The following is a 14,383-nucleotide window of genomic DNA, read 5'->3' on the forward strand; positions in this document are numbered from 1 at the left end:
TGCAAGGAACTATAAGCGAGACCTATTAGCTCAAATTGATCTTGGAACTGCTTGTCAAAATGAGGTGTACCGCAATCAGGCCACTCTCAAGCTCCAATTTATTTCTTATTTAACCCCTTCACTTTTAGGTGTTAAGGTCGCACAAGTCAACAAGCTCAATTAAATTGGCGGGAATGTTTACGCGAGCGTTTCGCTTGGAAACAAGTAAATAGAAAATACTGCTACAAAAAAACCCGCGAAGGATAAAGCAGGATTTATGGTGGGGAAAAGCTGGTTACTAGACCCAGGCAGCCTTGGAAACTGCCCGGGCACGAAGATTTAGTACTTAAACTACAGGCTCAACAGAGTGCATCCACCCGTAAGCATCCTCAGAACGCCCCTCCTGAATATCCAGCAGTGCTTGTCGCAAACGCTCTGCAACAGGACCTGGGGCATCGGCTAGTTCGTACTCCCTATCGCCATCACCGATTACGCTGATAGGACTGATTATTGCAGCAGTACCACAAGCAAAAGCTTCGCTACAGTCTCCAGAAGCTATCTGCTCTAACAGCTCATCAATCGGGATCGCCCGCTCAACAACCTTGTACCCCAATCCCTCCGCAAGCTGGATCAGAGAATATCGTGTGATGCCCTCGAGAATTGAGCCGTTCAACGCTGGGGTATATATAGTGCCATCAATGACCGCAAAAAAATTCATCCCTGACAGCTCATCGATACTCTGCCGATTAGAGGGGCTCAACCAAAGTGACTGATCATAACCTCGCTCTTTAAGGCGGCCGATACTAAGTAGAGAACTGGCATAATTTCCGCCAACTTTGGCATCCCCAGTTCCCCCTACTGCAGCTCGAGCATCTTCTCTCTCAACCCACAAACGCATATTGCCGGAATGGTAGGCTTCCGAGGGACTAGCTATTACATAAAATTCATAGGCATTACTGGCTGAAACCGTTAGGTCCGGCTGGGTTCCCATTAGGAAAGGACGCAGGTACAGGGACTCACCGCTGTTGCTCGGGAGCAGGCCAGCGCAGTAAGCAGTCACAACACGAACGCCATCCAGGAACAGGGACTCAGGAACCGGAGGCATACATAAGCGCTTCGCTGAATATGCCATTCGTGCAGCATTCATTTCGGGCCTGAACAGTGCAGCTCCCCCCTCGGAAGTTCGATAGGCCTTCATTCCTTCAAAGCATGACTGCGCGTAGTGAAGTACCTTAGCAGCAGGGTCGACGGTCAGAGGCGCATAGGGGATCAACTCTCCACTACTCCAGCAACCATCCTGCCAAATGGCGCGAAACATTACTGGGGCCATGGCGGTTCCAAAGCCCAGCTTCTCGGGTGCTTCATAGCCCCGAAGGCTTACCGCGATCTCTGGATCGATATAGATACTCACTGAGCTCTCCTCTGAATTCGAATCAGCTGATTATGGCGCTTGTTACGCTGCAATCCAAATAGATCAACCTCTGATACAGCAACAGCAGCAATCTAACCCCAAATTCAGCATACTTGTTAGGACGATGATCCACCTATTTAGCTTCCACCATCCTGATGTGGCACCAGCGCCAACCAAGCCACTCGCTACACTTCGCTGCCAAGTCGCGATATCGGACGTAATCAACAAATTTTTGGCATCTACTTACAGTCCCTCACCCCTAATTTGCACTCCCAACTGCTAAACCAAAAGGGTGGTCACAGGCATGCTGGCGCAATGGGCATTAAGTGGCTGAAGTACCCGCCGCAGCTTCCTTCTTGGCACATAGTGCTAGCTATACTGACTAATACGCGGCCAGGCAGGCACTTATAAGCATCCAGTCGCGCCGTCACTGTGAGCTTGAGGATACCCCCTCAATGCGCTCAGGGTCGAGAGAACCACATTCAGGAGAGAACTTCCGCCGTATTCGCTGTTGCAGTGGGCGAGCGGAAATAAGACCCGAAAACTGACAGGTGCAGGTTCCAACCTCAGCTGTTTGGTATTCGGTGAAGCCAAATATGAAACGGAAGTGGTTCAATCGTGACACAGATAGATACCAGCAATTCCTTTGCTATCGGCTTGATGTTTACAGCCACAGCACTGCTGTGTAATGGCGCCCTGGCCGACGATGGCGCACCTGTGGCAGTCCAAACTAATGCACCTCCAAAAGCCTTTATTGAAGCCGCCTCGAAACCACTCAAGAAAACACCTCGACAGCTAAGGCCCTCCGAGGCTGTAGAAAATTACCGTGAACGTATAGAGGAGCTCGAAGCCCAATATGGTGCTTATGGCGCCGGTATTGATGAACAGCTTTTGGGGCTGGCCACCGCATTACAGAAAGCTGGCGATCATGAGCAGGCTGTCACTGAATTTCGTCGTGCAATGCTGATTAGCAGAGTCAATGAGGGGCTCTATTCACTAAGCCAAATCCCTATGATCAAGCGCTTGATCGAGAGTCAAATAGCGCTCAATCAGTGGGAAGAAGCTAACGACAACCAGCAGTACCTCTACTGGCTCTACCAGAAAAATTACGGCGAAAAAGACCCCCGTATGCTGCCAGTAATCAACAACTTGAGTCGTTGGCATTTACAGGCTTATGTGGAGGAAAAAGGGGACACGCTATTTGAGCATCTAATTAGTGCAACCAATCTTTACAGTTTGGCGGTAGATATTATTACAAAAAACTTTGGTTCCACCGACCTTCGCCTTGTTGATGCCCTGCGCGGATTAAAAGCAACTAACTATTATCTGGCCACCTATAAGGGTGAACCCAACTCTCCAGTTTTTGTTAACGCCAGCTTTGGTGGTAGTGGCCCCGACTCACATCAGCGAACCAAATTAGATCACTACCGGATGAAGAGTTTTAACACCGGGAAAAAAGCCATTACCCGTATCGTTGATGTCTACCAAAGAAACCCCAAGTCCCCCCCGGCAGCCTCAGCCAAAGCCAAAGTTGAACTCGGCGACTGGTACATGATGTTTAACAAGTGGCACTCCGCACGCCAAACCTACGGCGAGGCCTACAAGGCACTTTGGGATAACGGTGCCTCTAACGATGAAATTGAGGACATATTTGGACGACCTGTGGCTTTACCCGCACTCCCCGTTTTGGAGTCGGACAGCAAAGCCCTAGCCAATTCCCGGATTACGGTCTCCTATGATGTCACGGCTTTTGGCAAGGCGAGGAATATAAAAATACTCAGGGCTTACCCTTCAGATAAAGTGAAGATCCGCTCAAAAGTTAGAAACATTCTAAAACGCGCTAAATTCAGACCAAGGTTTGAAGATGGAGAGGCGGTGGAAACCCGCGGAATTGTGCAACGCTTTATATTCGACTGAGAAACCTATCACCACTGACACCAGCTCGATGTGGAATCTACGCAAATAATCAAATAACAACTATTTTTAAAGTTCCACATTGAGCATTTGCTAGTACCGGAAAAACACTTCATGTGTCTCACGCGGTCACACCGGCAAACAGTCTAGGAGAGAAAGAGATGACACCTCGAGCAGCGGTAGAAAAAATTCACCGCCACAGCTGTTTGTCAAATGTACTGGTACCAATTGCTTTGGCGGCGATCTTAACCGGTGGGTGCAAGAGCCAACAAACTCAGTCACAGCCACCAGCAATGCCATCTCTACCATCCTCCAGTTCATCTTCCAGTTCTGCATCGCAATCACAATCGCAATCGCAATCGCAATCTAGTAGCAGCAGTAGTTCGCAAAGATCTGGCCAATCAACGGCTTCGAGCAGTGGGCAGCCTAGTAGCAGCTCTTCCAGCCAGCCCAGTGCGAATATGCCTACAGCGAGATCAGAACAGAACCAGTCCTCCAGTAGTGGAAGTCGCGGATCAGAGTCGAGGGATCAAAGTTCACCTGGGGATCAAATGCCGGACCCAAACGGTTCAAATGATCCATCGTCACCAATTTATACGGATCCCGAACAAACCAGCCAAAATGGAGAGAAACCTACTGATCCTTCGTCTGGTGAAGATGGAACGCCTCCCGAAGAAATTGATTTTTCTGAGGAGGAGCAATCATCCTCGTCTTCCAGCGCATCATCTAGTAGTAGCTCAGCTTCTAGCAGCAGCTCATCCAGTAGTAGCTCAGCGGCCAGCGGCGCGCCTGCCAGCAGTTCAGCTTCTGGGCAACCCGGCGGTGGTTCGCCACGTTCCGGCAGTGCCCCCAATGAAGCTCCCACTTCATCGGCAGATCGCGTTGCAGAACTTGAGGGCCAGTTTGAATCCACTATGGTCAGCTATGACGGCATGATTTTGCGGGAGCGTGACTTTGTAAGAAACAGACCGGGGTCAGCCTCCGATGAAAATAAAGAAGAGGCGATGGATGAGGCACCACCAGCAGGGGAATCCCTAGAAGACTTAATTCAATCTGCAGAAGCCGAAATTCCACCTCCCCCCAATGCAGGCCCAACATCAGGTAACGGCCCCAAAAATAATAACTCCAGTGGACAAATAACCGGTCCCGGACTGCCCGCCTCTGGACGTAAAGGTGATTTTAATCACGGTGGTTCACAGGCAGTTGTGCCCGCCGATATACCCAGTGGTACAGATGATGACGTCGTAGCTCGACAGATTCGTGAAGCTGCCACACGCGAGACTGACCCCGAATTGCGCGAAAAGCTTTGGGAAGAGTATCGCAAGTATAAAAGTGCAACGCAGTAGTCTTGGAGAACGCCGATATGTCGACCAACCAAAAAACCCGACCGGTTAAGTATCAGTTCATAACAAGAGTCGCAGCATTTTTTCTAACTCTTGTTGTTATCAATGGTTGTACCACTACCGAAGTCAGAACTACCGCATTTACTCCGCTAACAATCGAAGATAACAATGTTCCCGAAGAGAGACTGCTGGATGTCGGCGTTATTCAATTCAATCCAGGTCTCGATACAGCACAAGCAGATGAAGATGAGCTTGTTTTTCCCGAGCTTCGTCAAGCTGAATCCCGCTATATGGCTGTCACCCTTGCCGATTCATTGCAGTCCAGCCTGGGGTGGGGAGCTGTAAGGGTTATTCCATCGAGCCGCACCAATATTGATGTGACCGTATCCGGGCGTATTTTGCAATCTGATGGAGAAAAGCTGACGGTGGAAATCACCGTATCCGATTCCCGGGGGCAGTTGTGGTTTACCAAGCAGTATTCAGAGAACGCATCCCACTATGCCTACGACCGAAAGCACCCTACTGAAGGAGATGCTTTTCAGGGAATCTATAACCGTATTGCTAACGATATGCTGAATTACCGACAAAAGCTTTCAAATCAGCAAATCGTAGAGCTGCGCACAATTTCTGAGATGCGGTTTGCACGGGATTTTTCTCCCCAGGCATTCAATCGCTATTTAACTCAAAGTGCTGAGGGTGTCTATTTTTTAAGTGCTTTACCCGCAGAGAATGACCCCATGTTACAGAGGGTAAGAAAAATACGGGAAAGAGATTATCTGTTTGTCGACACTCTGCAGGAGTACTACGGCACCTTCGCCAAAAGTATGGAAGTTCCCTATCAGGAATGGCGAGCCCGCAGCTATGAAGAAGTAAGGGAGATGCGAGAGTTAAAGCGCAAAGCCCGCAATCACACAATTATGGGAGCAGCAGCCATTATTGGAGGTATTGCGGCTGCTGGCGCTGGTACTGGAAGCGCCCAGGCAGCTGGGCAGGTTGGGATCGGTGCCGGGGGCTATCTTGTTAAAAGTGCATTTGACCGAAAATCCGATGCCAAGATGCATTTGGAAGCTCTGCAGGAATTAGGAGACTCCATCGAGGCAGAGGTAGAACCGCAAATTGTTGAGCTGGAAGATCGCACTATTACCCTCACAGGTACTGTAGAAAATCAGTATCGGCAATGGCGGGAAATTCTAAAGGAAATCTATGAAGCCGAAACTGGCGCAGTCAGTAACAGCATTTAAATCACGTTAGAGGTACCCAAAAGCACGCTAATCATTGTGATTAGTTATTACTGAATACCCAACATCTTCACTGGGTCATTGAATAACACGGCGGAATCACTATGCAGCACCGCGATAACTCCAAGGAAGATACAGTTCATATAGAGCCCGCAGAATTCACATTCGGCGGAGAGGAAAGCTCTAAATCCCCTAAGTCAACGACTGCCAACGCTATTCATCAACGGGAGCAAAGGTCCTACTGGCCCGCCGTTCTTGGGGTGATAATGGTAAGCGCACTGGTCGGTGTATTTTGGGGGCTTCCTCAAGTTGTAAAACCACCAAAGCGTTCAGCCGATACAATTGTCTCCGTACAAGCTGGAAACAGCGCACCTGTGGAGAGCAACCAAAAATCTCCTTATAGCGATGCAGAAATAATGCAGCAGCGCAGGGAGGTTCAAAAGGTTCTCCAGGAAATTCTTGAAATCAAAGAAGAGCTCAAAGATCGAAAGGTAGAAGTATGGGCTTTTGAAGAATTCTACTCTGCTGAAGACTTGGCTCTAAAAGCTGATGAAATTTATCGCAAACGCAATTTTATGGCAGCGCTCGAAAAATACCGGGAATCACTCCAGGCATTAGAGTACCTAAAAGATAGTATTCCCGAGCGTATTGAAACGCATATTAGTGAAGGTAATCGAGCTCTGAGTCAGGGGGATAAGGATTCCGCCAGCGATGCTTTCAAGATGGTATTAACCATATCCAATAACCATCCCAGAGGTATTAAGGGTATTGAGCGAGCCGACAAACTCCCCCTCGCTTGGTGGCACTTAACTCAAGGAACAAAGGCATTTAAACAGGCCAAATTGGATTTGGCTCAGGAACAGCTCAAGAAATCTCTCGCGATCGACTCAGAAACAGCCGATGCTCAGGATCTATTGGCAAAGGTTGAGGGTGCAATTACAGAAAGGGATTATCAAAGCGCGATGTCATCTGGATACGGTGCAATTGCCGAAGAAAAATTTGAATCGGCAAAATCCTATTTTCATCGAGCAAAGAACTTAAAGCCAACAGCAAAAGCTCCCGATATCGGCTTAGCACAAGCACAAAATGAAGCTGACAGAGTGCAGATAGAAAAACTCCTCCAACAAGCCCGCATGGAAGAAACCAAGGAAGAATGGCACAGAGCTCTAAAAAGTTATACAGACCTGATCAAGAAGGACTCTAGCCTGGTGGACGCAATAACAGGCAAGGCTAGAGCTGCTGCCAGAGCAAAGCTGGATGACCAGTTAAAAGACTTAATTCAAGATCCATTAACCCTTGGCGAAGGTAAAAGGAACTATTTTGCCCGACAAGTACTAACAGACGCTCGCAAACTCAATACTAAAACCCCAAGGCTACAAAGACAAATTGAAGACCTTGAAAATGCCCTGACACAAGCCCTGATCCCCTTACCGGTTAAATTCAAGTCGGATCGAACCACCAGTGTCACCATTTACCATGTAGGGAAATTAGGTAATTTTGACCAGAGAGAAATCGCGCTGAAACCTGGGCGCTACATCGCCATTGGTACCAGAGAAGGTTACCGAGACGTTCGCCAAGAGTTTGTTGTAAAACCAGGTAAACCCACAACGGAAGTTGTTATCCAATGTGCCGAAAGAATAAACGGTGCCAATAATAGTTAAATGAGAGAACCCAGACAGCAGCATAAACTCTAAAAATAAGATTTTCCGTAATGAGCTGCGATGACAACAGACACCTCGTTGAGCTGAGCGAAACGAGGTGTTCTGTGACAAACACCCTATAAATCCCCATGCAGATTACGCCAGCAAGCTAAGCTTTCTGCAGATAGAAAATTGTGTACCCACCTTTGGTCAGGCTGCCTGAGCATAAAGCGACGCGTGCCAAACCAATGCCATTGCGAAAAATCTATAAGTACCAGCAATAGGGAAACATAAATGACAGTGAAGGAAGCAGTACCTGTCCAGGATGAAAAGCCGCCAGTTCAGGAACAAAGCCTGATTGAGCCTGTTGGATTCACCCCGGTACAAATAAAATCTACCCGCGCGCGACTCTTTCTTTCCAGACGAGCATTGATTGTCGCAGGTTGCCTTTTACTCGCTATTTTTGCACTCAGCTATCTGATTATGGCGCGGTCATTAATCTTTGATACCAACCCGGTTGATGCCCGCATCAAGGTCAGTGGGTTCGCCATTCCTCTGGGCGATGGACATTTGGTTTTACCTGGTAATTATCAATTCACGATCAGTGCTGAAGGCTATTTACCCCAGAGCGGCGAAGTCGAAGTAAAACGTGACGGGCACAGTCGTCACTCCGTTTCCCTGGAAAAACTTCCAGGCCACCTACAGGTTAAAACAACGCCCCCTGTACCAGTAAAAATCCTTATTAATGGACGGGAAGTACCCAATAAAAATGGTCTTGTGGAAGCAATCAACGCAGGTCCTATGCGTGTGACTGTCCTATCAGACCGATACTTGCCGTTCACCCGTGAAATCAATGTTGAGGGGCTAGACAATACCCACACACTGGAGGCCGCACTTCGACCGGCCTGGGCCAATATCACCGTCAGCAGCAACCCTCCCGGGGCCACGGTCACGGTTGAAGGAAAAGTTCTCGGCAGAACACCACTGACCACTGAATTAGTTCAGGGCGACAGAACCGTATCCATTTCACTGCCGGAACATAAAACTGTCGATATTCCTGTCGCTGTTACAGCCGGTGTCGATCAAACGCTAGCAACCGTCAGCCTGGGACCCGCTGATGGACTTTTACGTGTTGTTACCACCCCAGAGGGAGCGGGAGTGACGGTCAACGGAGAGTTTCGCGGTCATACCCCGCTGGAACTGGAATTGGCCTCCGGCCACAGGCATAGACTTCGCTTCTTCAAGGATGGCTACGCCTCTATTGAGCACACAGTTGACCTCGGTGCTGGAACACAGCGGGACCTGAATATAAACCTAAATGCTGTGTACGGCAGGGTTCACGTCAGTAGCGTCCCTCCAGATGCGGAAGTTTACATTGATGGTCAATACGCCGGGAACAGTGGACAAACTTTCAACCTGCCAGCCCGCAGCCATAACATTGTCGTACGTAAACAGGGCTATCAGGAATTTGACACTCGTGTCATTCCCAGCACCAAACTGGAGCAAACTGTCAGAGCGGTACTGCTTACATCCGAACAAGCGCGCTGGAGAGAAACCCCATCAACTTTGCGTCACGCAGCTGGCGGCACCATGAAACTCATGCGCCCCAACGCCGTATTTACCATGGGATCATCCCGGCGAGAACAGGGGCGGCGGGCAAACGAGGTTATGCGTCAGGTATCTCTAAATCGGCCTTTCTATATTGGGACCACTGAAGTTACTAACCGGGAATATCGGCGTTTCAAGCGCCTGCATACCTCAAGCCATATAAATGGTGTCAGTCTCGACAATGACAATCTGCCAGTTGTAAATGTCAGTTGGGTAGAGGCAGTGCTATTTTGCAATTGGCTCAGTGAAAGAGACGGTCTCACACCGGTCTATTTGACGGAAGCCGGGCGTGTTGTCGGCTTTGATGGCGCAGCCAACGGTTATCGCTTACCGACTGAAGCCGAATGGGCCTGGGTTGCACGATACGATCAAGGCACCATGAAAAAATTCCCTTGGGGAAATGAGCTACCAATAAAGAGCAATTCCGGAAACTACGCAGATACTACTGCCACAAAACTAGTTCCTGCAGTCCTTCGCACCTACAGTGATCGTTACGCAGCTACCTCACCGGTAGGTAGCTACAGTCCTAATGCTTTTGGTATTTATGACTTGGGTGGAAATGTCTCTGAATGGATTCACGATCTATACACGATAGGGACCGGGTTATCCCGACGTATCGAAGAAAACCCTGTCGGTCCAGAGGATGGGGACTTCCATGTAATACGTGGTTCCAGTTGGCGTCATTCGGGGTTGACTGAGTTACGCCTCTCCTACCGTGATTACGGAGAGTCCGCTCGTAATGATATTGGCTTCCGCCTTGCCCGCTGGGTGAATTAGGAGACTAGTGTGAAATTTTTATTACTTACTTTACTGCTTCTATTTATCAACTTCGCGTACGCAGAAGATGAAAACAAGCCGGAAGAGAACCAACAAACAGCGGCAGTAATCCCCAAGAAAGAAGCACCAATAACTAGGAATAAAAGTAATTCAGATGACTATAAAGCCTCGGAAGAAATCTCCGAAGACTTATCGGTTTCCTTTCCCGTAGATATATAGAAATAGCTTCTAGCGAGTATCGCCATGAAATTTAAATCATCAGATTTTGTCTTCCAGGTCTTTGCTCTTCTGGGGTCTATTATTTTGGTCCATGCGATTTATGTCGCCATTATTCGCCCTAATGCAGATGCGCTAATTGAGGAGCAACTGGCGAGGGAGGCCGCTGGGGAAACCTACGTTCAACAACGCTCTATCTACATTGTGATGCGCGACTATGAGCAAGAGGCCTGCTTTGTTCTGATGTTGTGGGCAATGGCCATTATGGGACTAAAGGCACAGAGAAGCATTCGCGAGCGAAAATTACTGGACAAAGCTCTACTTAATATCAGCGAGGGAACTCCTATTCTTCCCGAGGATACCCGTGATTTATCCCGCCCGATACAAGCCCTTCCTGAAGAGGAACGACGATATTTAGTTCCCAGGGCACTACTCACCGCCCTGCAGCGATTCGGTTCTACCAAGAATGTCGCCGCCGTTTCCAACTCTGTAAAAGAGGTTTGCGAAACTGAGGGAGACAGACTCGATTCTGAGCTGGCAATGGTTCGCTATATTACCTGGGCTATTCCATCTATCGGCTTTATTGGCACGGTACGAGGTATCGGCGAAGCATTATCACAGGCGCATAGAGCCGTAGAGGGGGATATAGCTGGCGTGACGGTAAGTCTGGGGGTCGCGTTTAACTCTACCTTTATCGCCCTGGTAATTAGTATCGTCATTATGTTTTTCACTCACCAGCTACAACTCATGCAGGAGCGCCTGGTGTTGGATACACAAAGTTACTGTGACAACCGCTTACTGCGTTTTCTGAAAATCAGCTAGCGGTTTTACCTGAATAAGTCGTAGCGAGGAATAAACCCATGGGACAAGGCGTCCTGGAAATAAATGACTGCGGATTACGTGTATTTTCAAATACTAACGAAGTACTGGAAAGTCCTGGAATTGCAGTTATTGAACACAATAAAATTCATATTGGTACCTCAGCTCAAATGCGTGCCAGGAGCCATCCGACTCAGGTTAACAACCAGTTTTGGAGAAGACTGAGCCTCGAGTCGCTAAAGTCAGAAAATCAACGCTGCCGCCACCATGCCGACTTGGTCTACTGCCACCTTCAGGAAATAGCGGAGCACTGTGACCTTCCCGATGAAATTGTTCTCGCTGTTCCCGGCAATTTTACCCACGAACAACTGGCCTTACTTCTGGGAGTTATTAAAGTCAGCGATATCAATATCGTAGGCATTGTTGATGCAGCAACCGCGTGCCTGGGTAATTTGGCTCCTGCAGGAATCCAACTGCATATCGACCTACAACTCCACCAGACACTGGTAACAAAGATTGCTGTGGATAAGCAAGCCACGGTGAAAACGGTAGAAACTGTTGCCGACGCAGGACTACACAACTTCCAGGAATCCTGGGCTCGCGTATTTACCGATGCATTTATTATGCAGTGCCGATTTGACCCTCTCCATTCAGCTGAATCAGAACAGCAACTCTATGATTTGATGCCCCAGTGGACTGATCGAGCGATGCGTCACGGAGAAGTTCTAGCTGAACTTGATGATCGAACAGCAAAGATCAGCCTGCGGCAGCTTCAAGATGCAACAACCCCTCTCCTTTCTCGTATACGAGCAATGATTGAAAACCTGGAGGAAAGTCAAAGTGTGAGTTTTATCTCCCATCGCTGGGCTGATATCCCAGGGGGAATTCAATTGGCCCAACGTGTACATCTTCTATCAAGAGACTCCATTGCACATGCAATAAATCACCGCTGGAAAGAATTACGCAGTGATAGCAGTACATTGAAACTGATCAACTCTGTCACTGCCCTCCCCCCCAACGAGGTCAAGGTGCATGTAGAGAAATCCTCAGAAACCGTAGCGACACATTTACTTTTTGGCCACAAGGCACTGGCCGCCCAGGAACCTCTATTCGTTTTCTGGCATGACGAGAAATTTCAAGTCACCCCAACACCACCGGAGCACCCAGCCGCAACAGTCACAAATCATGCCGGCAGACTTGCTTTGCGGGTGGATGCTGGAATTCAGCTCACACTCAATGGAAAAGAGATTGAGTCACCCGTTAATCTCAATGCCGGCGATACAATTGGAGTTGCAGATTATCAAGATGTGATAACTGCGATTAGCGTGGAGCGATATGGGGCGTAAAAAGCGTCGTTTTTCCACATTTAGCCTGTCCTTCCTCGATATCATGTCCTGTGGTTTTGGGGCAGTAGCGTTAATTTTTCTTATTATCAAACACGGCTCCGATCACCAGGTTGAAGTAGAGACTGAAGATCTCACTGCCGAGGTGAACCTTCTGGAAGAGGAGGTGGAATTTGGACAGGAACACTTAGTTCAAGCCAGAAATACTCTGGATGTCGTTAGTGATGAACTGGTTGAGGCTCAAGGGCTTGCCAGACGCATTTTGGAGCAAATAGAGGAAACCAAAGGCAATATCGCTGAAATCAACAGTATCGATGAAGAAGAGGATATCAAGAGGCTACAAGATAAACTCAAAAAACTGGAGCAGGCGAAAAAGAACCTTGAGGAAGAAAATAAAAAGCTGGGAAATAACGTTCGTAAATTTGTCGGTGATGGGGACCGTCAATACCTCACCGGCCTGCGCCTAGGCGGTAATCGCATCCTGATACTATTGGATTCATCTGCGTCCATGCTCGGCGACGAGCTTATTAAAATAATACGCGCCCGTAACATGTCTTCACCGGTCAAACGCAAAACTGAAAAATGGCGCAGGGCCGTCAGCACAGTCTCCTGGCTTACTGCTCAGTTTCCCAGGGATAGCCAATACCAGATCTATACTTTTAATACCTCTTTTCGTGCCGCAATCGCCGGTACAGAAGATCGCTGGCTCAATGTAGATGACCGCGACCAGTTGGACCAGGCTATCAAAGGGCTAGATGAAGTAGTGCCAGAAAATGGTACCAGTCTAGAGAGAGTATTTAACGCTATTAACGCTATGACGCCACTGCCCGACAACATTATTCTCATTACCGATGGGTTACCGACCCAAGGGATGAGTGCGCCCAGAAAACCCACTATTTCTGGTAGAGACAGGCGCAGTCTATTCAAGCGCGCGGTCAAAGTGCTCCCCAAGAATATCCCCATCAATGTCATTCTTGCCCCTATGGAGGGGGACCCATTTGCGGCTAGTGAATTTTGGAAGCTGGCGATGCAAAGCAAAGGCTCTTTCCTTGCACCTTCGAGGGACTGGCCATGATAGGAGCACAGAAAAAGCGTCGCCAGGAGGAGTTCAGCATTTCCTTCCTGGATGTTATCTGCTGCGGATTTGGCGCAATTGTTTTGCTGCTGATGATCGCCAAGACTGCAGAACCGATTGTATTAGAGGAAGCTGAAGTAGACCTCGAAGGGCAGGTATTGGAACTACAGCAACAGCTGGCAGAAATCCGTGGTGAGACCACAGTTATCAACCGGGATCTAAATTCAAAGCGAGAACAAATCGATATCGAGCGCAAGAGAATTGCCAACCTGCGCGGTGAGTTGGAAGCGCTCCAAGCGGAATTTGCCAGTAAAACCGAGGGGCAAAGTGAGGATGGCAAACTCAAAGGTGAGCTGACCATTGCACTACAATCCATCACTGATGAAATGCGTCGCCTACTGGGCGAGAACTACCAGCGTAAAAACAATGTTATTGGCGGAATCCCTGTCGACAGCGAATACATACTCTTCATTATCGACACCTCCGGCAGTATGTTTAATTACGGCTGGGACCGAATGATGGCGGAGATGGTCAATACTCTAGACCTTTATCCCAATGTTAAAGGTATCCAGGTCATGAATGATATGGGGGACTATATGTTCTTCAATTATCGAAACAAGTGGATACCAGATACCCCTGGGCGCCGCCAAGCGATACTAAAGCGGTTGAAGTCCTGGAATCCTTTTAGTAACTCCAGCCCTGTTGAAGGTATCCAGAAAGCTGTCCGCAGCTTTTATGATCCCAGTAAGAAAATCAGTATTTATGTGCTTGGCGATGAATTCACCGGAAAATCAATCCGCAGGGTTATGTTAGCTGTCGAACGGGTAAATGCTAAGCACGGTGAGGGAAAACGAAATATCAGAATCCATGCAGTAGGATTCCCTGTACAGTTCTCTCGCCCTCCACACCTACAAACCACAGGACTGCGCTTTGCGGCCCTTATGCGCGAACTCACCTATCGAAATGGCGGCACTTTCGTGGGGTTGAATGACTTTCGCTAGTTAAATGATTCAAGGAGGA

11 protein-coding genes are annotated in these 14,383 nt (G+C 48.5%); 10 read left to right on the plus strand and 1 reads right to left on the minus strand.

The genetic code is table 11. The annotated features are described in order from the left end of the window. Positions 1–325: 325 nt before the first annotated feature. The gene (locus tag ACJJIR_RS18405; protein ID WP_444906420.1) at positions 326–1,390 is read right to left on the minus strand and encodes a branched-chain amino acid aminotransferase; all 1,065 of its coding nucleotides are present in this window, start codon (positions 1,388–1,390) and stop codon (positions 326–328) included. 618 nt (positions 1,391–2,008) lie between these two features. On the opposite strand from ACJJIR_RS18405, the gene ACJJIR_RS18410 reads away from it, so the two are divergent. The 10 genes from ACJJIR_RS18410 (at position 2,009) to ACJJIR_RS18455 (ending at position 14,364) form a co-directional block, all read left to right on the plus strand. Next, complete coding sequence (locus ACJJIR_RS18410) at positions 2,009–3,307, plus strand: hypothetical protein (protein WP_413664377.1); 1,299 nt, start codon at positions 2,009–2,011, stop codon at positions 3,305–3,307. A gap of 548 nt (positions 3,308–3,855) precedes the next feature. Next, entirely contained in the window at positions 3,856–4,650 is a 795-nt protein-coding gene (locus tag ACJJIR_RS18415) for a hypothetical protein (protein WP_444906421.1), read from the plus strand. 17 nt (positions 4,651–4,667) lie between these two features. Further along, positions 4,668–5,888 (plus strand): hypothetical protein, encoded by a 1,221-nt coding sequence (locus ACJJIR_RS18420; RefSeq protein ID WP_444892784.1) that lies wholly within the window; start codon positions 4,668–4,670, stop codon positions 5,886–5,888. Positions 5,889–5,989: 101 nt separating this feature from the next. After that, complete coding sequence (locus tag ACJJIR_RS18425) at positions 5,990–7,546, plus strand: tetratricopeptide repeat protein (RefSeq protein ID WP_444906422.1); 1,557 nt, start codon at positions 5,990–5,992, stop codon at positions 7,544–7,546. 273 nt (positions 7,547–7,819) lie between these two features. Further along, complete coding sequence (locus ACJJIR_RS18430) at positions 7,820–9,910, plus strand: PEGA domain-containing protein (protein ID WP_444906423.1); 2,091 nt, start codon at positions 7,820–7,822, stop codon at positions 9,908–9,910. A 9-nt stretch (positions 9,911–9,919) separates the two neighbouring features. Continuing rightward, entirely contained in the window at positions 9,920–10,129 is a 210-nt protein-coding gene (locus ACJJIR_RS18435) for a hypothetical protein (protein WP_413664372.1), read from the plus strand. 24 nt (positions 10,130–10,153) lie between these two features. Further along, positions 10,154–10,948, plus strand: a complete 795-nt coding sequence (locus ACJJIR_RS18440; RefSeq protein WP_282934287.1) for a MotA/TolQ/ExbB proton channel family protein — start codon at positions 10,154–10,156, stop codon at positions 10,946–10,948. Positions 10,949–10,986: 38 nt separating this feature from the next. After that, positions 10,987–12,291, plus strand: a complete 1,305-nt coding sequence (locus ACJJIR_RS18445) for a hypothetical protein (protein ID WP_413664371.1) — start codon at positions 10,987–10,989, stop codon at positions 12,289–12,291. Next, positions 12,281–13,363, plus strand: coding sequence for a VWA domain-containing protein (locus ACJJIR_RS18450; protein ID WP_444906424.1), 1,083 nt, complete (start codon positions 12,281–12,283; stop codon positions 13,361–13,363). The genes ACJJIR_RS18445 and ACJJIR_RS18450 overlap by 11 nt, the downstream gene beginning before the upstream one ends. Next, entirely contained in the window at positions 13,360–14,364 is a 1,005-nt protein-coding gene (locus ACJJIR_RS18455; protein WP_413664370.1) for a VWA domain-containing protein, read from the plus strand. Before ACJJIR_RS18450 ends, ACJJIR_RS18455 begins: the two co-directional genes overlap by 4 nt. The last annotated feature ends 19 nt before the right edge of the window (positions 14,365–14,383 follow it).

The organism is Microbulbifer maximicatervae (SeqCode), assembly GCF_052467385.1.

Coding starts and splice junctions, on each gene's coding strand:
- ACJJIR_RS18450 (WP_444906424.1), top strand. CDS start 12,281: ATGGGGCGTAAAAAGCGTCGTTTTTCCACATTTAGCCTGTCCTTCCTC.
- ACJJIR_RS18415 (WP_444906421.1), top strand. CDS start 3,856: ATGCCGGACCCAAACGGTTCAAATGATCCATCGTCACCAATTTATACG.
- ACJJIR_RS18430 (WP_444906423.1), top strand. CDS start 7,820: ATGACAGTGAAGGAAGCAGTACCTGTCCAGGATGAAAAGCCGCCAGTT.
- ACJJIR_RS18445 (WP_413664371.1), top strand. CDS start 10,987: ATGGGACAAGGCGTCCTGGAAATAAATGACTGCGGATTACGTGTATTT.
- ACJJIR_RS18455 (WP_413664370.1), top strand. CDS start 13,360: ATGATAGGAGCACAGAAAAAGCGTCGCCAGGAGGAGTTCAGCATTTCC.
- ACJJIR_RS18425 (WP_444906422.1), top strand. CDS start 5,990: ATGCAGCACCGCGATAACTCCAAGGAAGATACAGTTCATATAGAGCCC.
- ACJJIR_RS18420 (WP_444892784.1), top strand. CDS start 4,668: ATGTCGACCAACCAAAAAACCCGACCGGTTAAGTATCAGTTCATAACA.
- ACJJIR_RS18440 (WP_282934287.1), top strand. CDS start 10,154: ATGAAATTTAAATCATCAGATTTTGTCTTCCAGGTCTTTGCTCTTCTG.